This is a genomic window from Sphingomonas sp. HITSZ_GF (assembly GCF_029543155.1).
Taxonomy (GTDB): domain Bacteria; phylum Pseudomonadota; class Alphaproteobacteria; order Sphingomonadales; family Sphingomonadaceae; genus Sphingomonas.
In genome coordinates this window covers 614513-636125 of record NZ_JARQXA010000003.1, presented here as the reverse complement: position 1 = coordinate 636125, position 21613 = coordinate 614513, and the positions used below count along the sequence as shown (strand labels likewise).

The following is a 21613-nucleotide window of genomic DNA, read 5'->3' as shown; positions in this document are numbered from 1 at the left end:
CCCCCCCCCCCCCCCCCCCCCCCCCCCCCCCCCCCCCCCCCCCCCCCCCCCCCCCCCCCCCCCCCCCCCCCCCCCCCACGACCGTGCAGCGCGCCCGCCGCTATCGATTCAAGACACACCCCCTCTCCCCGACCCTCTCCCCGGAGGGGAGAGGGAGAAGCACACTTGCAATGTAGGATTTCCCCTGCTTCCCTCCGTCGATCCGGCCCCGCCGAACCGCTCTTTCAACCTGTTGGAAATGTAGGAAAAGCCCGGCGCAAGATCCTTGCGAGATCGCGCGCATATCCAGGAAAACAGGGAAAATAGCCGCGGCCGGAATCAGCCTTTGGCGTGTACTTCGTGTACTTTGCGGCGCGACTCGCCTCGACGCTGTTGGATCAGCAGATCACCAGGGTGAGCTGGCGCACCAGGCTGCGCTCGATCGGATCGTCGAAGCGGCAGCCGATATGGCTGCCGTCGTTCCACACCACCGTGGCCGGTACCGGGGCGCCTTCGCGCAGGTTCAGCCACACCTTGTCGCCGGCGTCGTGCGGTGCGGCACAGGCCAGCCGGCAGCCATAGACGGAAAGATCGTGCAGCATCGCCTCGACAGGCTTGTTGCCGCGTTTGGTGAGCGTGGCGCGCGTGACCAGGATACGGTGACGCGTCGCCGCGCGCTGCTCGACGAGCGCGGCTGTTACGGCCCGATATTGGGAGAATTTCGTTGCCATTCTCTCTCCACCCCGGCGGACCCTGCCTTCGGATGGTTTAAGAAGCACTTAAGGTCCGTTAGCGGTAACTTCGGTACGCTCCGCCAGCACCGCTTCCACCTTCGCCGCGAGGTCCGGGCCGGCGTGCAGCCCCAGCTTGCTGCGGCGCCACAGCACGTCCTCGGCGGTGCGCGCCCATTCGTGATCGCGCATCCAGCGGATCTCGGTGGCGGTTAGGCCGGCGCCCAGATCTTCCCCCAGATCGGTCACGCCCTTCAGCATGTCGCCCAGGCAGCAGCCATAGGCATGCGCCATCCGCTCGGCCCGGGCATCGCCCAGGAAGGGCCAGCGCGCCTTGGCGGTGGCGAGGAACTTGTCGAACTCCGCCATCGCCCCGCCGGGGAAGACGCGGGCGCGGGTCACCGGCTCGACTTCGGTGCCGAGCAGCGGGCCGATCTTTGCCAGCGCCTCTTCGGCCAGCGCCCGCGCCGTGGTGATCTTGCCGCCGAAGATCGAAAGGAGGGGCGGGCCCGCCTCGTCGAGCTCGAGCACATAGTCGCGCGTCACCGCCTGCGCCTTGGCCGCGCCGTCATCGTGCAGCGGCCGGACGCCCGACCAGCACCAGACGATGTCCTGCGATGTGGCCTGGCGCGTGAAATAGCGGTTCACCGCCTCGAGCAGATAGAGCTGCTCCTCCTCCGAGCAGACCGCGTCCTCGGGCCGCTCGACCGGAATGTCGGTGGTGCCGATCTCGGTGAATTCGCCTTCATAGGGGATGGCGAAGACGATCCGCCGGTCGGGCTGCTGGAGGATATAGGCATGGTCGCCGTCGAACAGCTTGGGCACGACGATATGGCTGCCCTTGACCAGCCGGACCTGCGAATGCCTGGCGATCGCCAGCTTGTCGAGCAGCGCGCGCACCCAGGGGCCGGCGGCATTGACCAGCCCGCGCGCCTCCACCGTCCGTCCGTCGGACAGCTCGGCACGCCAGATCTCGCCTTCGCGCCGGGCGCTCAGCAGCTCGGTCCGCGGCGCGATCTCGGCACCGTGCTGGCCCGCGTCGATTGCATTGGCCAGCGTCAGCCGGGCATCGTCCACCCGGCAGTCCGAATAGACGAAGCCGCGATGATCGCCCTTCAGCGGATCGGTATAGGCCTTGTCGCCGCGGCGCAGGCCGCGCGAGCGCGGCAGCGAGGTGCCGCCGGCGAGCAGGTCGTAGATGTGGAGGCCAAGGCGCACGATCCACCAGGGCCGCACCGAATGGGCATGGGGGAGTACGAAGGTGAGTGGGCGGATCAGGTGCGGCGCGGCGTCGAGCAGCCGTTCGCGCTCGTGCAGCGCCTCGCGGACCAGGCGGAACTCATAGGTCTCGAGATAGCGCAGCCCGCCATGGATCAGCTTGGTCGAGGCGGAGCTGGTATGGCCGGCGAGATCGTCCTTCTCGACGAGCAGCACCTTGAGGCCGAGCAGCGAGGCTTCGCGGGCGATCGCACACCCGTTGATCCCGCCGCCGACGATGAGCAGGTCATATGTCACGCCCGCAGGTTATTGCGTTGGCAGGCGCGCTGCGAGTCCCTATCTTGGGGGCCAATGGCAAAAACCAAAATCAAAGCAGGGCTGCCGACGCGGCAGCAGATTCTCGATTTCATCACCAATTCCAATACCCCCGCAGGCAAGCGCGAGATCGCCAAGGCCTTCGGGCTGCACGGGCAGGACAAGATCCTGCTCAAGGCCTTGCTCAAGGACATGAGCGACGAGGGGCTGATCGACGTCGCCCCGGGCCGCGCCTTCCACAAGATGGGCGGCGTGCCCAAGGTTACCGTGCTGCGCATCACCGATGCCGATGGCGACACCACCTGGGCAGTGCCCGAGCGCTGGGAGGCCGAGGGCGTACCGGTGCCGCGACTGCGGGTTCGCGAGCCGCGCGGCAAGCGCTCGGCGCTGGCGATCGGCGACCGCATCCTCGCCCGCACCGAGGAGGCCGGCAATGGCTGGATCGCGCATCCGATGAAGAAGCTCGCGCGCGGCGAGGAGCTGATGCTCGGCGTGCTCAAGGAAGAGGCCGGGCGGCTCTGGCTGCAGGGCGTCGAGAAGAAGGAGCGGCGCAACTGGCCGGTCTCCGACGCCGGCGGCGCCGAGCCGGGCGACCTGGTGCTGGCCGAAAAGGCCGGCCGCCCGCCGCGGATCACCGCCAAGGTGGTCGAGATCCTCGGCGATCCCTTCGCGCCGCGCAGCTTCTCGCTGATCGCGATCCACCGCCACTCGATCCCCAATGTCTTCTCCGAAGACCTGCTCGACGAGGCGGAGCGGGTATCGAAGACCGATCTCGGCAAGCGCGAGGACTTGCGCCATCTGCCGATCGTCGCGATCGACCCCGCCGACGCGCGCGATCATGACGACGCCGTCTGGGCCGCGCCGGACGACGATCCCAAGAACGAAGGCGGCTGGAAGGCCGTGGTCGCGATCGCCGACGTGTCGTTCTACGTCCGCCCCGGTTCGGAGCTCGACCGCGAGGCGCGCAAGCGCGGCAACTCGGTCTATTTCCCCGACCGCGTCGTGCCGATGCTGCCCGAGATCCTCTCGGCGGAAGTCTGCTCGCTCAAGGAAGGCGCGGACCGGGCGGCGATGGCCTGCCATCTCCAGATCGGCAAGCATGGCGAACTGAAGAGCTGGCGCTTCACTCGCGCCGTCGTCAGCATCGCGGCGAATATCGCCTATGAGGATGCGCAGGCGGCGATCGACGGCAAGATCGAGCATCCGCTGACGGAGGCGGCGCTCAAGCCGCTCTGGGGCTGCTGGCATGCGCTCAACAAGGCGCGGGACAAGCGCGAGCCGCTCGATCTCGACCTGCCCGAGCGCCGCATCGTCCTCGACGAGATGGGGCGCATCCTCTCGGTCGCCCCTCGGGAACGCCTCGATGCGCACAAGCTGATCGAGGATTACATGATCGCGGCGAATGTCGCGGCGGCCAAGGCGCTCGAGGCGAAGAAGGCGCCGGTCATGTACCGCGTCCACGAGCCGCCGGCGCGCGAGAAGCTCGTCGCTCTCCGCGAATATCTCAAGACCTTCGGCGTCGAGTTCGCGCTGGGGCAGGTGATCAAGCCGGCGACGTTCAACCATATCCTGAAGCGGGTGGGGGAGAGCGATTTCCGCGAGCAGGTGATGCAGCAGGTGCTGCGGACCCAGACCCAGGCTTATTACGGCCCCTCCAATCACGGGCATTTCGGCCTGTCGCTGGGCAGCTATGCGCACTTCACCTCGCCGATCCGCCGCTATGCCGATCTGATCGTCCACCGCGCACTGGTCGCGGCCTATGATCTCGGACCGGGCGGGCTCACCGCCGAGGAAGCCGCGACGATGGAGCGGATCGGCGAGAGCATCTCGAACCTCGAGCGCCGGGCGATGGAGGCCGAGCGCGAGACGATCGACCGCTATGTCGCCGCCTATCTCGCCAACCATGTCGGCGAGGTGCTCGAGGCGCGCATCACCGGGGTGCAGAGTTTCGGCTTCTTCGCCACGGTGGACGGCGTCGGCGGCGACGGGCTCGTGGCGGCGCGGGACCTGGGCACCGAATATTTCCGCTACGACGAGGCCGGGCAGCGGCTGGTCGGCGACGAGAGCGGGGACGAGTTCACCATCGGCATGCGGCTCCAGCTGCGGCTGGTCGAGGCAAACCCGGTCTCGGGAGCGCTGCGCTTCGAGTTGCCCGACGGCGTCGGCTCGGCGGGGCCTTCTGGCTTCCGTCCGGAGCGGGCCGGCAAGGGCAGGCCCCGGCAGATCAAGCGGCGCGGGCGGCCGGCGAATATCCGTCACAATGGGAAGCGCCGCTGAACCTGTTCATTGACCGTTGTCTGGGGGCCTCTATGTTCCGGCTTCCACATTCCGGGGGAATCGACCCAATGCTGAAGCCCGTTCTCTTCGCCCTCGCGCTGGTTGCCGCGCCTGCGCTGCCCGCCGCGGCGCAGACCGCGCCCGCCGCCCAGGCCCAGCCGACCGCCGCCGACTTCGCCAAGAACATGCAGGGCGCCGTCGGCCAGACCTTCGAGGGCGGCATCACCCTCAAGGCGATCGCCGCCGAAGGCAACACGCTGGTGCTCACCGTCGACGGCCCGGCCGGCTGGCGCACTCAGCTGACCCCGGCCGACATCTCGACCGCGCTGGTCGGCGGCTTCTGCGGCACCGCGCCGCAGTTCTTCACCACCGGCGTGTCGATGCGTGTCGACTCGCTCGACGGCGGCAAGCTGCTCAAGGGTCCGGTCGTGACCCAGTGCCCGCCGGCGGCACCGGCCCAGTGATCTCCTCCAGCGCCCCGACCATCATCGGGGCGATGGCCGCTCGGGCGCGGCGCAACATCCGCGCCCATTTCTTCGCCCAGCACGCAGTGACGGCCGAGGAAGCGGTGCCCTATGCGCCGCAGCGGCGCATCGAGCAGACCCAGTTCGAGCGCATGCTGGGCGCCGGCATCATCCATGCGGCCGGCAAGGACCGCTCTTGGTTCGACCTCGCCGCGTGGCAGAAGCATCAGGACCGCAGGCGCGCCATCCTGGTGCCCATCGTCATCGCCGTCTGCGTGCTCGCCGCGGGATTGCTCACCTTACTCTACTGAGAAGCTGAGCCCGGCATGCGCCTGGAGCCGCTCGACCAGCGGCGCGGCCATCAGTCCGCCGGCGGTCCAGATGCCGCCCTTGCCCTGGTCCGGCACGTCGCGCAGCAGGCATAGCGCGCTCTCGGCGATCATCTTGCTGGTCGAACCGTAGCCGGGGTCCTTGTCGCCCTTCACCACCGCAGTCAGGCGCTCGCCGCCGGGCATCTCGGCCACGAAGAGCAGGTCGTAGAAGCCGGCCTCGCGCTCTTCCTTGCTCGGCCCCTCGCCGGGCGCCGGGCCCTTGTCGGCCGCCATCGGATTGACCTTGGCCAGCGCTTCCGCCGCCGCCTTGCCGATCTCGCCGAGGCCGGGGACCATCAGCATCTCGTCATATTCGAAATCGGCGCCGTAAGGCTGGCCGGCGAGGAAGTTCGAGCGGTGGACGTTCTTGGTGTTGATCACCGCCATCATGAACGGCGCCACCCAGGCATCGACCGCGGCGTCGTGATGGGGGACCATGCCGTTCGGCTGCTTCGGCCCCTCGAACCCCGGCGTCAGCGCAAAGGGATCGATCATCAGCTTGAGGATCGAGGGATCCTTGGCCGCAGCGGCCATCGAGGCCTTGCCGCTGGCGAAGGTGCCGCCCGAGAAGGTGCCCTTCATCGCGCGCACCCGGCCCTTCACCCGCGGTGCCGGCTTGCCGAACCGGGCGATCGCTGCCTGCTGCACGGTCCACACGCCGAGATCGAAGGGGATCGAATCGAAGCCGCAGGAAAAGACGATCCGCGCGCCGCTGGCCTTGGCGGCATCCTCGTACTTGCGGATCATCAGCCCCATCCAGGCCGGCTCGCCGCACAGATCGACATAGGCGGTGCCGGTCTCGACACAGGCGGCCAGCAGCGCCTCGCCATAAAGCTGATAGGGGCCGACGGTGGTGATCACCACCGCGGCGCGGGCGACCATCGCCGTCAGGCTGGCGGGATCATCGGCATTGGCGGTGAGCAGCGGCGTATCGGCCGGCGCGCCGATCTCGTCGCGCACCTGCTGCAGCTTGGTCAGCGAGCGGCCGGCCATCGCCCATTTCACGTCCGGATACTGCGCCGCGAGATATTCGGCGACCAGGCGGCCGGTGAAGCCGGTGGCGCCATAGACGATGATATCGAATTCGCGGTCTGCCATCTGCCGTTTTCCTGCTCCCGACGTTCAACCGACTGGTTGAGCGATTCATTGACTCCGTTGACTCGCTTTTACGTGTGCGCGGGAGAGCGGCAGAACACCGTTCCCGAAGCGACGCGCGTCGCGAGCTGAAACACTGAAGCAGGGAAAATCCAACATTGGAAGAGGCGGTATGGAGATTGGGCGCGATAGCCCGGTAGTTCGGCTGTTCCTCGTCATGCTGAACTGGTTTCAGCATCCAAGGCGCCGCGAGGGGTGGCACCTGGGGAGAGTTGGACCCTGAAACAAGTTCAGGGTGACGAAGGAAATGAGGCTGGCGGCATCCGCTCCCCCGATCAGTCCTTCGGCTCGCGCAGGGCGTTCCACAGCGCCTGGGCCTCGCGGTGGAGAGTGTGGAGACGCTCGACGCTCATCCCCGAGCGGGTGAAGACCTCTTCGCCCAGGCAGCCGCATTCCTCACGCATGGCGCGCCCGCGCTCGGTCAGGCGGACCTGGACCTGGCGCTCGTCCTCCGGGTTGCGTGCGCGGGTGACGAAGCCCGCCGCCTCCAGCCGCTTCACCAGCGGGGTGACCGTGCTCGATTCGAGCGCCAGCCGATCGGCGATCGCGCCGACGGTGCGGCCGTCCTCCTCCCACAACGCATGCAGGACGAGATATTGCGGATAGGTGATCCCCAACCGATCGAGCATCGGCTTGTAGGTGCGCGTGATCGCCATGCTCGCGGCATAGAGCGAGAAGCAGAGCTGATAATCGAGCGGCAGCGCGGCGGACATGGGGTGTTCTCCTTGGCCGAAGCCAATATCATCAAAATCTATATCGCGATAACGAATCTGCTGGACAAGTCCCGGCTCCGTGCTTAGCTAATTAATTATCGCGATAAAGATTATCGCAGAATGAATATGGAGATCGAGCATGTCGGTTGATGTGAAGTACAGCACCCGCGCCACCGCCACGGGCGGCCGCGACGGCGAGGCGCGCAGCGAGGACGGCCGCATCGCGGTGAAGCTTTCGACGCCAAAGGAACTGGGCGGCGCCGGCGGCGAGGGCACCAATCCCGAGCAGCTGTTCGCCGCGGGCTATTCGGCCTGCTTCATCGGCGCGCTGAAGGTTGCCGGCATGCAGCTGAAGATCAAGGTTCCGGCCGAGACGAGCGTGACTGCCACCGTGGGTATCGGCCCGCGTGCCGAAGGCGGCTTCGGCATCGCCGCGGACCTGGAAGTCAGCCTGCCGGGCGTCGATCGCGCCGAGGCCGAGCAGCTTGTCGCCGCCGCGCACCAGATCTGCCCCTATTCGAACGCCACCCGCAACAATGTCGATGTCGGGCTGCGCGTCGCCTGAAACCGCTGCCGCGAAAATGTGCCACTGACCCGTAAAATACGGAACCTCCGCATTTTTCCGGGCTGGTGGTGCATTTGCGCGAGCGTGCAGGGAAGGTGGATGTGGTACATCGCAACGAGCGACTCGGCATGACGGGGGGGACCCGTGGGCTCGGCCGCGGGAAGGAAGCGATGGCCATCGCGATGCGGGAAGGGGGCGAAGCCGAGGACCAGCTTGCCTATCGCTGGGCGACCTGGCTGCTCGTGCTGTCGACCGCGCTTCCCGTCATTCCGCTGATCGGCTGGGTGCTGCAGATTCCGGTCGTACGCGGGATGGGCAATCCCAGCTATGCCATCTCGCCCTTCGCCACCGCGATCTTCCTGCTGATCGCGATCGGCGCGCTGTTCGCCCATCGCTATCGCTACGTACCGGCGCGCGCCTTTGTCGGCGTGGCGATGGTGCCGCTTCTGCTGCTGGCTGTGCAATTCGCCACCGGCCATGACTTCCACCTGGGGCGGCTGCTGTTCGGCCGGCAGGTGGAGGCGCTCCACGTGTTCAACCACGGCGTGCCGGGGACCGGCGCGGTGAGCGTGATGCTGCTCGACTGCGTGGCGATCCTGTTGATGACCATTGCCAGGCCGCTGCCGCGCACCTGGGCAGTGATCCTCGCCAGCACCAGCATCGGCCTGTCGGTGCTGACCGTGACGATGATGCTGATCACGCCGCCCGCGGCGTTCGCGCCGACCTTTATCGGGCGCTCGATCATCTCGTCGCTGCCCAATTTCCTGATGGCGGGGGCGATCCTGCTCCACCTGTTCAACGACCGGCCCGAAGGCGATCTCGGCTTCGAATACCGGCTGCTCCGGCGCCTCTCGCCGGCGATCATCGTGCTGCCGGTCTTTCCCTCGCTGCTGGCGCTGGCGACGGTGGGCGGCGAACTGCTGAACCTCAACGAGGCGCAGTTCATGGTGGTGGCGTGCAACATCCTGATCGTCTCGCTGCTGCTGACCATCGGGCTGCGCAGCGCCCGCCAGCAGAACGAAGTGGTGCGGCTGCGCGAGGACCAGCTGCGCGCGATCCTGGCTGGCGTGCCCGACGCGGTGATCGTCGTCGACCGCACCGGGCTGGTCACCGATTTCAGCCTGGCCGCGGCGCATCTATGGGCCGTGCCGCTCGATGCCCAGGGCTGCAACATGGCCACCTATCTGGGCGAGCGGGAGAAGGCGAAACTCGCTCGCCTGCTCGACGCGGCGGAGCCCGAATTCATGCTGACCGGCGAAGGGGTGCGCACCGACGGATCGCGCTTCCCGCTCGAGCTGCGCGGCGCGGCGTTCCAGGGGATCGACGGCGCGACCTGCTTCACGCTGTTCGCCCGCGACCTTTCCGAGAAGCTCGCCGCCGAGCAGCATGTCGCCCGGCTGGGCGAGCAGCTCGCCCATGTCTCGCGGCACAATGCGATGGGCGAGCTGGCCACCGACCTGGCGCATGAGCTCAACCAGCCGCTGACCGCGGCGAGCAACTATCTCTCGACCGTGGGCTATATGCTCGACCAGCGCGGCGATGACAGCGACGCGCCCGAGCTGGTGGGGCATGCGCGCAACCAGGTGGCGCGGGCGGGCGAGATCATCCGCCGGATGCGCGAGTTCGCCCAGCACCGCGAAGTGGAGAAGCGCGCCGAGCCGCTGGTGCCGATGATCGAGGATGCGATGCAGCTCGTGCTGGCCGGCACCGGTGGGCACGACGTGGAGATCGAGCTGGCGGTGGAGCCGCGCGACGTGCGCGTGTTCGTCGACCGCATCCAGTTCCAGCAAGTGGCGGTGAACCTGCTGCGCAACGCCGTCGAGGCGATCCGCCACTCCGAGCGCGGGCGCGGCAAGATCCTGATCGCGGCGAGCCAGGTCGAGCCCGAATGGGTGGAGCTGCAGTTCATCGACGACGGCCCCGGCGTGCCCGAGCCGATCCTCGACCAGCTGTTCGAGCGCTTTACCTCGACCAAGGCGGGGGTGGGGATGGGGATCGGCCTGTCGATCTCGCGCCGCATCATCGAGGCGCATGGCGGCACGATGAGCGTGGTGAACGGCACAGTGGCGGGCGCGACCTTCCGCTTCACCCTGCCGGCGGTGACGAAGAGCGTGTTCGACTAGGGGGGCATTGCAAGCCCTCCCCCTTGATGGGGGAGGGTTGGGTGGGGGTGACCTATCCGCGAACGACGTCGCTTGAGGCGCGCTCACCCTCATCCTTCCCACCCGCTTCGCGGGCGGGCCCATCATCGGGTAAACAGCGCCCCGCGCTGTTTAGGCTATGCCGGGGGTATAGCCGACCCGATGATCTTCTCCCATCAAGGGAGAAGGGGAGAATGAAGTTACACTACGTCGTGGAACTGCAGCGAGGCGAGGCGGGCGTAGAGGCCGCCGGCGGCGACCAGCTCGGCATGGGTGCCGGTCTCGACGATGCGGCCCTCATCCATCACGATGATCCGGCCGGCGGCGCGCACGGTGGCGAGGCGGTGGGCGATCACCAGCGTGGTGCGGTTCTCCATCAGCCGCTCGAGCGCGTCCTGAACGAGGCGCTCGCTCTCGGCGTCGAGCGCGGAGGTTGCCTCGTCGAGCAGCAGGATCGGCGCATCGCGCAGCAGCGCCCGGGCAATGGCGATGCGCTGGCGCTGGCCGCCGGACAGGCGCGCGCCGCCTTCGCCGAGGAACGTGTCCAGGCCCTGGGGCAGCTCGCGGAGGAACTCGGCGGCGTTGGCGGCTTCGGCGGCGGCCCAGATCTGCGCCTCGCTGGCGTCCCAGGCGCCGTAGCGCAGATTGTCGCGGGCCGAGGCGCCGAAGATCACCGTTTCCTGCGGCACCATTGCCATGCGGGCGCGAATCGCCGCCGGATCGGCGGTCTTGACGGGCACGCCGTCGATGCGGACTTCGCCGGCATCGGGATCGTAGAAGCGCTGGAGCAGCTGGAACAGCGTCGACTTGCCGGCGCCCGAGGGGCCGACCACCGCCACCGTCTCGCCCGGGCGGACGTCGAGCGAGAAATCGCCGAGCGCCGAGACTTCGGGGCGAGTGGGGTAGCGGAAGGTGACATGGTCGAAGGTCAAGGCCCCCTGGGGCGGCTCGGGCAGCGCGGCCGGGTTTTCGGGCGCGGCGATATCCGGCTGCTCCTGGAGCAGCTCGGCAAGGCGGCTGGCGGCGCCCGAGGCGCGCAGCAGGTCGCCATAGACCTCGGTGAGCGTGCTGAACGACCCGGTGACCAGGCCGGCGGTGAGCACGAACGCCATGATCGAGCCACCCGAGGTGTGGCCGGCGGCGACGTCGGCGACCGCGGCCCAGACGATGAGGACGATCGCGGAGAACAGCACGCCGATCACCAGCGCGGTCATGATCGCGCGCAGCCCGAAGCGGCGCTTGCCGGCCTCGAAGGTGCGGATGACGGCGCCTTCGAAGCGCCCGGCTTCGCGCCGTTCCTGTCCGAAGGCCTGGACGATGCGCATCGCGCCCAGCGTCTCGCTGGCGATCGAGCCGACATCGGCGACGCGGTCCTGGCTGGTGCGCGAAAGCTGGCGGACGCGGCTGCCCAGCCAGACGATCGGCAGGACCGCGAGCGGGATGCCGATGATGAGATAGGCGGCGATCTTGGGCGAGAGCGCGAACAGATAGATCACGCCGCCGGTGCCGGTGAGCAGGTTGCGCAGCGCCATCGAGATGGTGGAGCCGACCACCTGCTCGACGATCGCGGTGTCCGCGGTCAGGCGCGAGGCGATTTCGGACGGGCGGTTCTCCTCGAACCATTTGGGCGGCAGGCGCAGCAGGTTGCGGTGCACCGCGACGCGGAGATCGGCGACGGTGCGTTCGGCCAGCCAGGAGACGAAATAGAAGCGCACCGCGGTGAAGATCGCGAGCGCGAGGACGACGAGCAGCAGCCCCTCGAAATAGCCGTTGATCCGGCTGGTGTCGGTGTCGGCGCCGAAGCCCTTGTCGACGATCAGCTGGAGCGTGCGCGGGATCAGCAGCGTCGTCGCCGACGAGCCGATCAGCGCGACGATCGCGATGATCAGCTGCAGCCGGTAGCGCCGGGTGAAGCTCCACACCACGAGCAGGTTCGAGAGCTTGCGCTTCTGCGGCGCATCCGGTGCGGCAGCGGGCGGCGTGGGCGCAGGCGGGACGGGTTCGGCCATGCGCGGCGGACTAGCGCGATTGCGCGGGCAGGGGAACAGGTCCTTTGGTCCAACCCGGCACGCGCAGATTCACCCTAATCCCAGCATGGCGGGTTAATCGAGCAGGCAGAGTGGCTTAGCGGGATTTCAGGGGCGAATTCGTAAACCGGGTATGGCAGTTGCTACTCATTCTGTCGCATTACGCGATATGCCGACGTTGCACCGCAGCACGGGCCGACTATAACGCTGACAAGAGCCGCCGCCATAGGGGAGGGGGACGGCGGAAGGGACGCAATGCTGTACGACGCTTATGAGATTCAGCGCTCGCTTCTCGCAGGTGCGAGCGCGCTGGCCAATTTCTCCGCAGGCCTCCTCAACAATCCGGCCAATCCGTTCGCCTATTTCGGGGGCGGGCCGGTGCTCGCCTCGGCGCTCGAAGTGTTCGCGCACGCCTCCGCCCCGCGCGGCAAGCCCGATTTCGCGCTCGACCATACCGAGATCGACGGCAAGACGATCGACGTCCATGAGGAAGTGGTGCTGCGCAAGCCGTTCGGCCAGCTCAAGCGCTTCGTGCGCGTCAAGGAAGACGGGACGGCCGTGGAGGGCGGCCCCAAGCTGCTGATCGTCGCGCCGATGTCCGGCCATTACGCCACGCTGCTGCGCGGCACGGTCGAGCGGATGCTGCCGGTGGCGGACGTCTATATCACCGACTGGCGCGACGCGAAGCTGGTGCCGCTGGCGGACGGGCGCTTCGACCTGGACGATTATATCGACTATCTGGTCGAGTTCCTGGCGTTCATCGGCAAGGACGGCGAACCGCGCCCGCACGTGCTGGCGGTCTGCCAGCCCTCGGTGCCGGCCTATGCCGCGGTGGCGCTGATGAGCGCCGACAACCACCCCAACCGCCCGGCGACGCTGACCATGATGGGCGGCCCGATCGACACGCGCGAGGCGCCGACCGCGGTCAACACGCTCGCCACCGAGCGCCCGTTCAGCTGGTTCGAGCAGAACGTCATCGCCACCGTTCCGATGACCTATGCCGGCGCTGGCCGGAAGGTCTATCCGGGCTTCCTGCAGCTTGCGGGTTTCATGACGATGAACCTCGGCAACCACATGATCAGCCACTGGGAGATGTTCAAGCATCTCGTCCAGGGCGATGGCGAGGGCGCCGAATCGACGATGAAGTTCTATGAGGAATATCGCTCGGTCTGCGACATGACCGCCGAATTCTACCTGCAGACGATCGACACGGTGTTTCAGGCGCATGCGCTGCCCAAGGGCACGATGGCGCATCGCGGCCGCAAGGTGGACCCCGCGGCGATCAAGGACGTCGCCATCCTCGCGATCGAAGGCGAGAAGGACGACATCTCGGGCATCGGCCAGACCAAGGCGGCGCTGACCATCGCCACCGCGTTGCCCGACGCGATGAAGCAGTATCACCTCGCCGAGAGCGTGGGCCATTACGGCATCTTCAACGGCTCGAAGTGGCGCACCCGCATCGCGCCGATCGTGGAGCAGTGGATGGCGACGCATAGCGGCTGAGCGTCATCCCGGCGAAAGCCGGGATCTCGTGCGGCTCCTGTCCCGCGCCTTCGCCTGAGACCCCGGCTTTCGCCGGGGTGACGGCGTAGCGGTCAATTATACTCGCTGGTGGCGACCACGCCCCAGATCAGCCAGGCGAGGCCGGCCCAGATCGCGAGAATGAGGATCACCCCCGGCCAGCTCACCGGGCGCTGCGTCTCGATCTCGGCGCGGGCGCGGTGCTCGGCGAAGAGCGCGGGCGGGATCAGCTTCTCGAACAGCCAGATGCCGATCGGGATCATGATCGCGTCGTCGACCAGGCCGAGCACCGGGATGAAATCCGGGATCAGGTCGATCGGCGAGAGCGCATAGGCGGCGACGAGCAGGCCGACCAGCTTGGCGAGCAGCGGCGTGCGCGGATCGCGCACCGCGAACCACACGGCGTGCGCTTCGGTGCGGATGCGGTGGGCGAGCGAGGGGCCGGTCATGGCCTTTGGGTGGCGCGGGCGGGCGTGGCGGTCAAGCCCAACCCGGAGCCGCCATCCCGGCGGAAGCTGCGATCTCGTGCGACTCTTGTCCCGCGCCATCGCCTGAGATCCCGGCTTTCGCCGGGATGACGGTGTGGGGCGACGCTGAACTTGGCAGGCCTAGGTCGCGGTCGTCTCGACCACGGCGTGGCTGCCTTCCTGGTCGCCGCGGATCTTGCCGCCGAACAGCAGCTTGACCATGCCGGTGATCGACATGTCGGCCTCCCACAGCTCGGCGCTGTCGATGTCGAAGCGGAGCAGCGCGAGATTGGGATCGTCCTTGCCGCCTGGAAACCAGGCCGCGACATGGCGATTCCACAGCTTGTCGATCATCGCGAAGTCGTTGTCGACGCGGACGGTGCCGTCGAGGCAGGCGAAATAGTCATGCCCCTTGGCGACGAAATGCGCCATCGCCCGGCCGCCTGAGGCAAGGCGATTGTCCTTGCCCGCGAAGAAGAACAGCGTGTCGACCTGATCGGGATCGAGCTGCGCGGTGAGCGGGATATGGTGCTGATCGCTGTCCGTCAGCCCGATCATCAGGAACGGGCTTTCGGCGAGCTTCTTCCAGAGATGCTGCTTGAGTTGGGCGGTGTCGGTCATGGGCTCTCTCCCGGGGCTTGTGGGAGAAGAACAAGCCGGTGGGGTCCGGCGTTCCCGCGGGAGCGGGAGGCGTGTTCAGGCAGGTTCAGACACCTCACGGCCCATGCGCGGATCGGGGCCATATCGGTTGGTGCCGATTGCGCCGGGAATGAGCATCAGGGCAAATGTGCAGAGCAGCCCGAGCAGGTCGAGCGCGACCAGTGCGGCGAGCGTCGGCGTCCAATGCACATCGCCATGCAGATGGACCGACAGGAAGTTTGCCGTCACCCCGGCATCCGGGTGGGCATCGGCATAATAATGGATGCCGGTGACGCTGGCGATCAGCACGCCCAAGAGCAAGGCCATCCACCAGCCACTGTGCCCGATATCGTGCAGGCGGCGCACGAGCAGCGCGATCGTAGCAAGGCCGATGATCAGGTTCGGGATTGCCTCGAGCCAGATCGCTTCCGCAAACATATGGGTGATCGCGGCCAGCAGGCCAAAGAGCACGCCGCCGAGCAGCCACCAGCCAAGCACGTCGGAGCGGGTGGCGCGCCCGGTGAAGACCAGCGCCATGCGCAGCGGATTGAAGATCAGACCCCAGCCCGACCGGCTGCGATACCCTTGCGACATGATGCGAGACTGCGGCTTCGTGCAGGTGCCCGTCAAGATCGCGCTATTGGTGGAGCGAATGGTCGTCGCGGAGATAGCGGGCGAGGAAATCGTCGAAACTGTCGGCGACATAGTGATCGGGGTGGCGATCGCTCCCGGCGATCAGCGCGACCTTGCCGCGGTTTTCGGTGTCGGAGCAGTCGACCGCCCAGGCGTAGCACCACATCAGGAAGTCGGCGAAGACGAGGAGCTTGTCGTTGTCGAGCGTCGACTTGGTTTCCCAACTCGTGGTTTCGTCACCCAGCGACTTGATGTCGGCCAACGGGAACCAGCGCGTGCCCTCGTCATCCCATTCGTTGCCCTGGGGCATGGTGGCCATCAGATAGGCGCGGAAATCATCGGGCAGGCGCAGCGCATAGCGCACTTCGAGCGCGCGGATTTCCGGTTCGGGAGGGCTGGCTACCGGCGGCTGGCCCCACCAGGTCAACAGTGCCGCAAGCGGGGACAATGTGGGGTCGGCAAACGCCCGGGCGCGCCGGGCCTGTGCTGCCTCGACCGCCGCGCGGGTCTCGGGGCTGATATGCGCGCCGAGAAACTCGGATTGCCGGCGCCGGTTGGCGGCCCGTCTGGACAACCAACCGGCGAACCAGCCCATTCAGAGGACCTCGAACAGGCCCGCCGCGCCCATGCCGCCGCCGATGCACATCGTCACGACGACGTACTTGGCGCCGCGGCGCTTGCCTTCGATCAGCGCGTGGCCGGTCATGCGCGCGCCCGACATGCCGTACGGGTGGCCGATCGAGATCGCGCCGCCGTTGACGTTGAGCAGCTCGTTCGGGATGCCGAGCTGGTCCTGGCAATAGAGGACCTGCACCGCAAACGCCTCGTTCAGCTCCCACAGGCCGATATCGTCCATCTTGAGGTTGAAGCGCTCGAGCAGCTTCGGGATGGCATAGACCGGGCCGATGCCCATCTCGTCGGGCTTGGTGCCGGCCACTGCCATGCCGACATAACGGCCGAGCGGCTGGAGGCCGCGCTTCTCGGCGACCTTCTCTTCCATCAGCACGCTGGCCGAGCTGCCGTCCGACAGCTGCGAGGCGTTGCCGGCGGTGACGGTGCCGTTCGGCAGCACCGGGTTGAGCGACTGCAGGCCCTCGAGCGTGGTGTCGGCGCGGTTGCCCTCGTCCTTGGCGAGCGTGATCTCCTTCTGCGAGACTTCCTTGGTCTCCTTGTTGACGACGTTCATCGTCGCAGTGACCGGCACGATCTCGTCATCGAACTTGCCCGCGGCCTGGGCGGCGGCAGTGCGCTGCTGCGACTGGAGGGCATAGGCGTCGCAGCGATCGCGGCCGATGCCGTAGCGCGCGGCGACGACTTCGGCGGTCTGCAGCATCGGCATGTAGATATCGCCGTGCATCGCGAGCAACTCGCGATCGGGCTCGACGCGCAGCGCCGGGGTCTGCACCAGCGAGATCGACTCGACGCCGCCGCCCAGCGCGATGTCCATATTGTCGACGATGATCTCCTTGGCCGCCGTGGCGATCGCCATCAGGCCCGAGGCGCACTGGCGATCGACCGACATGCCGGCGACAGTGACCGGCAGGCCGGCGCGGAGCAGCGCAGTGCGGGCGATGTTACCCGCCTGGCTGCCCTGCTGGAGCGCGGCGCCGAACACCACGTCCTGCACTTCGGCCGGATCGATGCCGGCGCGCTCGACCGCAGCCTTGATCGAATGGGCGCCGAGCGTCGGCGCCGGGGTGGCGTTGAACGCGCCGCGATAGGCGCGGCCGATGCCGGTGCGGGCAGTGGAGACGATGACTGCGGAGCGAGACATGGTGTTTCCTTCCTTCTTGTTCTTCTCCCCTCCCGCTTGCGGGAGGGGTCGGGGGAGGGGCAGGAGCCGCTCCCGGATCGTTTCGAGGGTCTGACAGCCCCTCCCCTAACCCCTCCCGCAAGCGGGAGGGGGATGTGCGTCAAACATAGACCAGCGCGATCCACTCGGCGATCAGCGCGGGCTTTTCCTCGCCCTCGATCTCGAGGGTATATTCCTGGACCTGTTCCCACACGCCGGGCTTGCGCTCGGTGAACTTGAGCAATTTGAAGCGGCCGCGGACGCGCTTGCCCGAGCGGACCGGCTGCATGAAGCGGACTTTGTTGCCGCCGTAATTGACGCCCATCTTCGCGCCCTCGATCGCCGGGGCTCCGGCACGGGCGCCGAGCATCGGCATCAGCGAGAGCGACAGGAAGCCATGCGCGATCGTGCCGCCGAACGGCGTCTGCGCCGCACGGACGGGATCGACATGGATGAATTGGTGATCGCCGGTCGCCTCGGCGAACTGGTCGATCATCGACTGGGTGACCTCGACCCAGTCGGACACGCGCTCGGTGCCGATGCTCTCGGCCATCTGCTGCACCGTAATCGTCGCCAAGGGGCCGTCCTCTCGCCTGTTCTGGCCCCATCTAGTGAACCGGGAGGGGCTACCGCAAGCCTTGGCCGACCGGAAATTTGAAAGACGTGGCAGACGTAGCGTCAGCCTTGGAGATGCGGAGGGCGAATCGACCGAACCCGATGTTCGAAAAGCGCGACTCAGGCCGGTCCGCCGGTCAGGGGTTTGCCGCCACGGCGTTCGAGATCCGCGAGCAGGGTCTCGATCGCCCAGCGACAGGCGGCAGCGGCCTCCGGGCCATCCATGTCCCACTGGTCGCGCATCTCGCGCCAGGCAAAGCCGCTGCCGAGCAGCTGGATGGCGGCGATCGCGCGGGTGCGGTCGGGCTCGGCCAGCGCCTCGACATTCGGCGCCAGCATGGCGCGAAAGGCAGTGACGCGCTCGGGCTTCATCACATTGCGGATGGCGCGGCCTTCGGCGCTGGCCATCACCACGGTCATCGCATCGGCCTTGTCGTCGAAATTGGCGAAGCGCCCGGCCATGTCGCCGACGAACGCGTCGAGCGTCGTCGGGATGCCACCGGCAGGACCGACGCGGGCCCAGGCGGCGGCGCGCAACGCGGCCTGATCGGGATAATAGCGATAGACCGTGCGCCGCGAGACGCCCGAGCGCTCGGCGACCTGATCATGGTTGAGCCGGTCGCCCTCCGCCATCAGCGCCAGGATCGCATCGGCGATCTTCGCGCGGGTATGGGGATTGTCGGAGCCTTCGGGCTTGGCAGGATCGGCGAGCAGGAAATTCCGTTTGGGCATGGTCTTCCCAATAAACGCGACACATTCTGTGTCAAATCTCGATTGACACAGAATGTGCCAAGTGTATTGGAGGTGTCATACACGAGATTCCAGGGAGTGCGCATATGTTATTCCATGTTTCGATCGACGCGGACGATCCGCAGCATGTCGCCGAAGTGATCGCCGAGCTGTGGGGCGGGGTGGCATTGCCCTTTCCCCCGGTGATCGCGGGAAGCTGGATGGCGATGGCGGGCGACGATCGCCGCACCACGGTGGAAGTCTATCCGCGCGGCACCGAGCTGGTCGAGGCGGAGGGCGATGCCGACGCATTCGGCATCATCGGTTTCAACGGCAACCGCTCGGCGACGCATCTGGCGATCGCCACCGACAAGGGCGTGGAAGACGTGCTGGCACTGGCGAAGCGCGAGGGCTGGCCGATCAAGTACCGTAACCGCGGCGGCGTGTTCGGCGTGCTCGAGCTGTGGGTGGAGGGCACGCGGATGATCGAGGTGCTCACCCCCGAGATGCAGGCCGAATATCATGCCGGGCTGACGGTGGAGAACTGGCAGGGGTTCCTGAGCGCGGTCGGCATGGCGCCGGCCTGAGCGGTCAGGCCTCCGGCTCGAGATCGAGCATCGCCTTGCCGCTGCCGTCCATCGCGAAGGGGACGGAGGTGTGGATGTGCGCGATCTTCCACGCGCCATCGATCAGCCGCGCGGCCAGCGTGGTGCGGAACCACAGGCTGGTCCGGCCTTCGCCCTTCTTGGTGCCGTGCATATGCTGGAGGCACCACAGCACCGCCAGATCGCCGTTCTGCACCACCGTCGGCGGACGGTGATCGACACGCAGATCGTCTTCCCAGGTCTCGAACCAGGCATCGAGCTCCGCAAGGTCGACCGTCGCGGCGGCATCGTGCTGGAGCGGCGGCGCAAGGTCATAGGCGAGCGCGCCCGGGGCATAGTCCGCCGCGATCATTCGCGCGTCGCGGGTGCGGATCGCTTCCGAGTAGCGCGACAGCAGGTCCTCGGGCCGAGTGCTCATGCGCCCGCCTCGACCGAATAGGGCATGATCAGCTCGCCGCTTGGATTGGCGGTGAAGGTGGTCTGGGTCGGGTAGGGAATCGAAATGCCCTCCGCGGCGAACTTGCGCAGAACGGCGAAGATGATCTTGTCGCGCACGATCTGGGCATGCGGCACGTCGTCGCCGGCCACGTCGAACTCGATCATGAAATCGATCGAGCTGGCGCCGAAGCCTTCGGTGCTGGCGCGCGAAAGCGTGCCGCCGGCCTGCTCGACGATCTCCTTGAACATCGCGGGCAGCGCCTCGAGCTTTTCGACCGGGGTTTCATAGGCGACGCCGATCGGCAGCTTGGTGCGCGTATGGTGGCGCAGCGACAGGTTCTCGATCAGCTTGTCGAGCAGCTGCTTGTTCGAGAAGACCAGCTCCTCGCCGATGAACGAGCGGATGCGCGTGCTCATCAGTCCGATCGACTGGACGATGCCGCTGTTCTTGTCGAAGCGGATCTTGTCGCCGACGCGGAAGGGGCGATCGAACAGGATGGTCAGCGCGGCGAAGAGATTGGCGAAGATGCCCTGCGCCGCGAGACCGATGGCGATGCCGCCGACGCCGAGGCCGGCGATCAGACCGGTGACGTTCACCCCGAGATTGCCGAGCACCATCACCGCGGCGATCGCGAACAGCACCACGGTGATCAGGATGCGGATGATGCCGAGCGCGCTGGCCAGGCCCGAGCCGTGATAATTGTCGGCGCTGGTCTTGTGCTCGATCGCGCCGAAGATCAGCTCGCGCAGCCAGATCGCGCACTGGAAGGCGGCGGAGATGGTGAAGAGGAACTCTACCGTGCTCTCGACCATGGCGGGAGGGCCGGCATAGCCGGTGACCAGCCGGATCGACGTCATCAGGATGAAGAAATTGCCGGTCTTCGCCACCGCGCGGCCGATGATCGCATACCAGTTGGCGACGCCTTCGCCCTTCTTGCACAGGCGCGCGCCCCAGCCCTTGATCGCGTGGAGCAGGAAGAACACCGCGATGGCGACGCCGGCGGCGATCAGGATCTGGAGCCAGTGGGACTGGGCCCAGGCCCAGCTGTCATTGGCGAAGGTCTCGGCCTGGACCTGGAGGTCCTCGCTCTTGGGGAAGCCGGCGGCGGTGCGATTGGTCGGTGTCGTCATGCAGCTTTCTTGGGTTGGCAGGCGGCAAGGGCTTCGAGATAGCCGATCAGGCCGCGTTCGTAACGATTGAGCCAGCGCGTGGCGCGCGGCAAGTGGAGATCCGTGCGCCACGCCGCCTGGGCGTCGCGATCCTTGGCGAGATCGATCAGCGCGGGGTGGACATAGGATTTGCGGGCGATGGCGGGGGTGTTGCCCAGCGCCTCGGTCACCGGCTCGAGCATTGCCTTGAGCCCGAGATGGCCATCGGCTTCGGCGAGCGCGCGGAAGGCAAGGACACTGGCGCCCCAGGTGCGGAAATGCTTGGCAGTGAAATCCTCGCCCATCGCCTCGCGGATGTAGCAATTGACGTCGGACGAGGTGACCGGATGCGCCTCGCCGGTATCGTCGATCCAGCGAAACAGGTGCTGGCCCGGCAGGTCCTGGCACTTCTTGACGAAGCGGCTGAGCGAGCCGTCGGTGATCGTCATCACGCGCAGCTTGCCCGACTTGGCGCGGAACTGGAGGCGCAGCGTCTGGCCCTTCACCACCACATGGCGCTTGCGCAGCGTGGTCGCGCCGAAGCTCTTGTTCGCCTGGGCATATTGCTCGTTGCCGACGCGGATGCTGCCGAGGTCGAGCAGGCGGACGACCGCGGCGACGGCCTTTTCCTTGCACAGGCCACGCAGCTTCAGATCCTGCTCGACCCTGGCCCGGAGCTTCGCCAGATGCTCGCCGAAATCGGCGCAGCGATCATATTTCGCCGCTTCCTGGGCCTCGCGGAAGGCGGTGTGGTAGCGATATTGCTTGCGGCCCTTCTCGTCATAGCCGGTCGCCTGGATATGCCCGCGCGGATCGGGGCAGAACCAGGCGTTCACATAGGCAGGCGGCAGGCCGATCGCGTTGAGCCGGTCGATCGCATCGCGGTCCTTGATCCGTGCGCCCTCCGCATCCCAATAGCCCCAGCCATGCCGCACCTTGCGGCGGGTGATGCCGGGCTGCTGATCGTCGACATAGACGATGTCGGGACAGGAACTCGTCTGGGACACAGGGCCTCCTCGCTACGCCCCGGTCAATGCGCGGCCCACCGCTTCGTTCCGGAACCGGCGTT

Annotated in this window: 22 protein-coding genes; 7 read left to right on the top strand and 15 right to left on the bottom strand. The window is 67.2% G+C overall.

What is annotated here, in order from left to right; translation table 11 throughout:
- Nucleotides 1-377: 377 nt before the first annotated feature.
- Together P6144_RS11790 and glpD are read right to left on the bottom strand one after the other, a co-directional pair.
- Nucleotides 378-710 (bottom strand): PilZ domain-containing protein, encoded by a 333-nt coding sequence (locus P6144_RS11790; RefSeq protein ID WP_277767951.1) that lies wholly within the window; start codon nucleotides 708-710, stop codon nucleotides 378-380.
- A 48-nt stretch (nucleotides 711-758) separates the two neighbouring features.
- On the bottom strand, nucleotides 759-2225 hold the full coding sequence (gene glpD, locus P6144_RS11785) for a glycerol-3-phosphate dehydrogenase (RefSeq protein ID WP_277767950.1): 1467 nt from the start codon (nucleotides 2223-2225) through the stop codon (nucleotides 759-761).
- Nucleotides 2226-2279: 54 nt separating this feature from the next.
- Here glpD and rnr point away from each other — a divergent pair, with 54 nt between their 5' ends.
- The 3 genes from rnr to P6144_RS11770 all read left to right on the top strand — a co-directional run bounded on the left by rnr (nucleotide 2280) and on the right by P6144_RS11770 (nucleotide 5295).
- Nucleotides 2280-4520: a ribonuclease R gene (gene rnr / locus P6144_RS11780; RefSeq protein WP_277767949.1), complete on the top strand. Its 2241-nt coding sequence runs from the start codon at nucleotides 2280-2282 to the stop codon at nucleotides 4518-4520.
- Nucleotides 4521-4588: 68 nt separating this feature from the next.
- Nucleotides 4589-4984, top strand: a complete 396-nt coding sequence (locus tag P6144_RS11775; RefSeq protein ID WP_277767948.1) for a hypothetical protein — start codon at nucleotides 4589-4591, stop codon at nucleotides 4982-4984.
- A 32-nt stretch (nucleotides 4985-5016) separates the two neighbouring features.
- Nucleotides 5017-5295, top strand: coding sequence for a hypothetical protein (locus tag P6144_RS11770; RefSeq protein WP_277767947.1), 279 nt, complete (start codon nucleotides 5017-5019; stop codon nucleotides 5293-5295).
- Here the strand turns inward: P6144_RS11770 and P6144_RS11765 are convergent.
- The gene (locus tag P6144_RS11765; protein WP_277767946.1) at nucleotides 5284-6453 is read right to left on the bottom strand and encodes a saccharopine dehydrogenase NADP-binding domain-containing protein; all 1170 of its coding nucleotides are present in this window, start codon (nucleotides 6451-6453) and stop codon (nucleotides 5284-5286) included. The genes P6144_RS11770 and P6144_RS11765 overlap by 12 nt on opposite strands.
- Before the next feature lie 332 nt (nucleotides 6454-6785).
- Nucleotides 6786-7223 carry a MarR family transcriptional regulator gene (locus P6144_RS11760; RefSeq protein WP_277767945.1) on the bottom strand — a complete coding sequence of 146 codons (438 nt, stop codon included), beginning with the start codon at nucleotides 7221-7223 and terminating at the stop codon, nucleotides 6786-6788.
- A 139-nt stretch (nucleotides 7224-7362) separates the two neighbouring features.
- Here P6144_RS11760 and P6144_RS11755 point away from each other — a divergent pair, with 139 nt between their 5' ends.
- Together P6144_RS11755 and P6144_RS11750 are read left to right on the top strand one after the other, a co-directional pair.
- Nucleotides 7363-7788, top strand: a complete 426-nt coding sequence (locus tag P6144_RS11755; RefSeq protein ID WP_277767944.1) for an organic hydroperoxide resistance protein — start codon at nucleotides 7363-7365, stop codon at nucleotides 7786-7788.
- A gap of 170 nt (nucleotides 7789-7958) precedes the next feature.
- The gene (locus P6144_RS11750; protein WP_277767943.1) at nucleotides 7959-9911 is read left to right on the top strand and encodes an ATP-binding protein; all 1953 of its coding nucleotides are present in this window, start codon (nucleotides 7959-7961) and stop codon (nucleotides 9909-9911) included.
- A gap of 218 nt (nucleotides 9912-10129) precedes the next feature.
- On the opposite strand, the gene P6144_RS11745 is transcribed toward P6144_RS11750, so the two are convergent.
- A complete protein-coding gene (locus P6144_RS11745; protein WP_277767942.1) occupies nucleotides 10130-11938 on the bottom strand; it encodes an ABC transporter transmembrane domain-containing protein in 1809 nt (602 codons plus the stop codon).
- A gap of 273 nt (nucleotides 11939-12211) precedes the next feature.
- On the opposite strand from P6144_RS11745, the gene phaZ reads away from it, so the two are divergent.
- Nucleotides 12212-13459, top strand: coding sequence for a polyhydroxyalkanoate depolymerase (gene phaZ, locus P6144_RS11740; protein WP_277767941.1), 1248 nt, complete (start codon nucleotides 12212-12214; stop codon nucleotides 13457-13459).
- 92 nt (nucleotides 13460-13551) lie between these two features.
- Here the strand turns inward: phaZ and P6144_RS11735 are convergent, their stop codons facing one another.
- From P6144_RS11735 to P6144_RS11705, 7 genes are all read right to left on the bottom strand, one after another.
- Nucleotides 13552-13926: a YkvA family protein gene (locus P6144_RS11735; RefSeq protein WP_277767940.1), complete on the bottom strand. Its 375-nt coding sequence runs from the start codon at nucleotides 13924-13926 to the stop codon at nucleotides 13552-13554.
- A 159-nt stretch (nucleotides 13927-14085) separates the two neighbouring features.
- The gene (locus P6144_RS11730) at nucleotides 14086-14565 is read right to left on the bottom strand and encodes a pyridoxamine 5'-phosphate oxidase family protein (RefSeq protein WP_277767939.1); all 480 of its coding nucleotides are present in this window, start codon (nucleotides 14563-14565) and stop codon (nucleotides 14086-14088) included.
- Nucleotides 14566-14640: 75 nt separating this feature from the next.
- Nucleotides 14641-15177: a DUF805 domain-containing protein gene (locus P6144_RS11725; protein ID WP_277767938.1), complete on the bottom strand. Its 537-nt coding sequence runs from the start codon at nucleotides 15175-15177 to the stop codon at nucleotides 14641-14643.
- Between the two features lie 43 nt (nucleotides 15178-15220).
- Complete coding sequence (locus tag P6144_RS11720) at nucleotides 15221-15811, bottom strand: SMI1/KNR4 family protein (RefSeq protein ID WP_277767937.1); 591 nt, start codon at nucleotides 15809-15811, stop codon at nucleotides 15221-15223.
- The gene (locus tag P6144_RS11715) at nucleotides 15812-16990 is read right to left on the bottom strand and encodes an acetyl-CoA C-acyltransferase (RefSeq protein ID WP_277767936.1); all 1179 of its coding nucleotides are present in this window, start codon (nucleotides 16988-16990) and stop codon (nucleotides 15812-15814) included.
- Nucleotides 16991-17129: 139 nt separating this feature from the next.
- Nucleotides 17130-17561, bottom strand: coding sequence for a MaoC family dehydratase (locus P6144_RS11710; RefSeq protein ID WP_277767965.1), 432 nt, complete (start codon nucleotides 17559-17561; stop codon nucleotides 17130-17132).
- A 182-nt stretch (nucleotides 17562-17743) separates the two neighbouring features.
- A complete protein-coding gene (locus tag P6144_RS11705; protein WP_277767935.1) occupies nucleotides 17744-18355 on the bottom strand; it encodes a helix-turn-helix domain-containing protein in 612 nt (203 codons plus the stop codon).
- 104 nt (nucleotides 18356-18459) lie between these two features.
- Between P6144_RS11705 and P6144_RS11700 the strand changes: the two genes are divergently transcribed.
- The gene (locus tag P6144_RS11700) at nucleotides 18460-18939 is read left to right on the top strand and encodes a hypothetical protein (RefSeq protein WP_277767934.1); all 480 of its coding nucleotides are present in this window, start codon (nucleotides 18460-18462) and stop codon (nucleotides 18937-18939) included.
- 4 nt (nucleotides 18940-18943) lie between these two features.
- On the opposite strand, the gene P6144_RS11695 is transcribed toward P6144_RS11700, so the two are convergent.
- From P6144_RS11695 to P6144_RS11685, 3 genes are read right to left on the bottom strand one after another with little or no spacing between them, the layout of a single operon-like run.
- Complete coding sequence (locus tag P6144_RS11695) at nucleotides 18944-19375, bottom strand: nuclear transport factor 2 family protein (protein WP_277767933.1); 432 nt, start codon at nucleotides 19373-19375, stop codon at nucleotides 18944-18946.
- On the bottom strand, nucleotides 19372-20526 hold the full coding sequence (locus tag P6144_RS11690) for a mechanosensitive ion channel family protein (RefSeq protein WP_277767932.1): 1155 nt from the start codon (nucleotides 20524-20526) through the stop codon (nucleotides 19372-19374). The genes P6144_RS11695 and P6144_RS11690 overlap by 4 nt, the downstream gene beginning before the upstream one ends.
- Entirely contained in the window at nucleotides 20523-21551 is a 1029-nt protein-coding gene (locus P6144_RS11685) for a DNA topoisomerase IB (RefSeq protein ID WP_277767931.1), read from the bottom strand. Before P6144_RS11685 ends, P6144_RS11690 begins: the two co-directional genes overlap by 4 nt.
- Between the last annotated feature and the right edge of the window lie 62 nt (nucleotides 21552-21613).

Bases quoted from the DNA above. Each gene is read 5' to 3' on its own strand.
- P6144_RS11790 (WP_277767951.1), bottom strand. From the start codon at position 710: ATGGCAACGAAATTCTCCCAATATCGGGCCGTAACAGCCGCGCTCGTC.
- rnr (WP_277767949.1), top strand. From the start codon at position 2,280: ATGGCAAAAACCAAAATCAAAGCAGGGCTGCCGACGCGGCAGCAGATT.
- P6144_RS11775 (WP_277767948.1), top strand. From the start codon at position 4,589: ATGCTGAAGCCCGTTCTCTTCGCCCTCGCGCTGGTTGCCGCGCCTGCG.
- P6144_RS11770 (WP_277767947.1), top strand. From the start codon at position 5,017: ATGGCCGCTCGGGCGCGGCGCAACATCCGCGCCCATTTCTTCGCCCAG.
- P6144_RS11765 (WP_277767946.1), bottom strand. From the start codon at position 6,453: ATGGCAGACCGCGAATTCGATATCATCGTCTATGGCGCCACCGGCTTC.
- P6144_RS11760 (WP_277767945.1), bottom strand. From the start codon at position 7,223: ATGTCCGCCGCGCTGCCGCTCGATTATCAGCTCTGCTTCTCGCTCTAT.
- P6144_RS11755 (WP_277767944.1), top strand. From the start codon at position 7,363: ATGTCGGTTGATGTGAAGTACAGCACCCGCGCCACCGCCACGGGCGGC.
- P6144_RS11750 (WP_277767943.1), top strand. From the start codon at position 7,959: ATGGCCATCGCGATGCGGGAAGGGGGCGAAGCCGAGGACCAGCTTGCC.
- P6144_RS11745 (WP_277767942.1), bottom strand. From the start codon at position 11,938: ATGGCCGAACCCGTCCCGCCTGCGCCCACGCCGCCCGCTGCCGCACCG.
- phaZ (WP_277767941.1), top strand. From the start codon at position 12,212: ATGCTGTACGACGCTTATGAGATTCAGCGCTCGCTTCTCGCAGGTGCG.
- P6144_RS11735 (WP_277767940.1), bottom strand. From the start codon at position 13,926: ATGACCGGCCCCTCGCTCGCCCACCGCATCCGCACCGAAGCGCACGCC.
- P6144_RS11730 (WP_277767939.1), bottom strand. From the start codon at position 14,565: ATGACCGACACCGCCCAACTCAAGCAGCATCTCTGGAAGAAGCTCGCC.
- P6144_RS11725 (WP_277767938.1), bottom strand. From the start codon at position 15,177: ATGTCGCAAGGGTATCGCAGCCGGTCGGGCTGGGGTCTGATCTTCAAT.
- P6144_RS11720 (WP_277767937.1), bottom strand. From the start codon at position 15,811: ATGGGCTGGTTCGCCGGTTGGTTGTCCAGACGGGCCGCCAACCGGCGC.
- P6144_RS11715 (WP_277767936.1), bottom strand. From the start codon at position 16,990: ATGTCTCGCTCCGCAGTCATCGTCTCCACTGCCCGCACCGGCATCGGC.
- P6144_RS11710 (WP_277767965.1), bottom strand. From the start codon at position 17,561: ATGGCCGAGAGCATCGGCACCGAGCGCGTGTCCGACTGGGTCGAGGTC.
- P6144_RS11705 (WP_277767935.1), bottom strand. From the start codon at position 18,355: ATGCCCAAACGGAATTTCCTGCTCGCCGATCCTGCCAAGCCCGAAGGC.
- P6144_RS11700 (WP_277767934.1), top strand. From the start codon at position 18,460: ATGTTATTCCATGTTTCGATCGACGCGGACGATCCGCAGCATGTCGCC.
- P6144_RS11695 (WP_277767933.1), bottom strand. From the start codon at position 19,375: ATGAGCACTCGGCCCGAGGACCTGCTGTCGCGCTACTCGGAAGCGATC.
- P6144_RS11690 (WP_277767932.1), bottom strand. From the start codon at position 20,526: ATGACGACACCGACCAATCGCACCGCCGCCGGCTTCCCCAAGAGCGAG.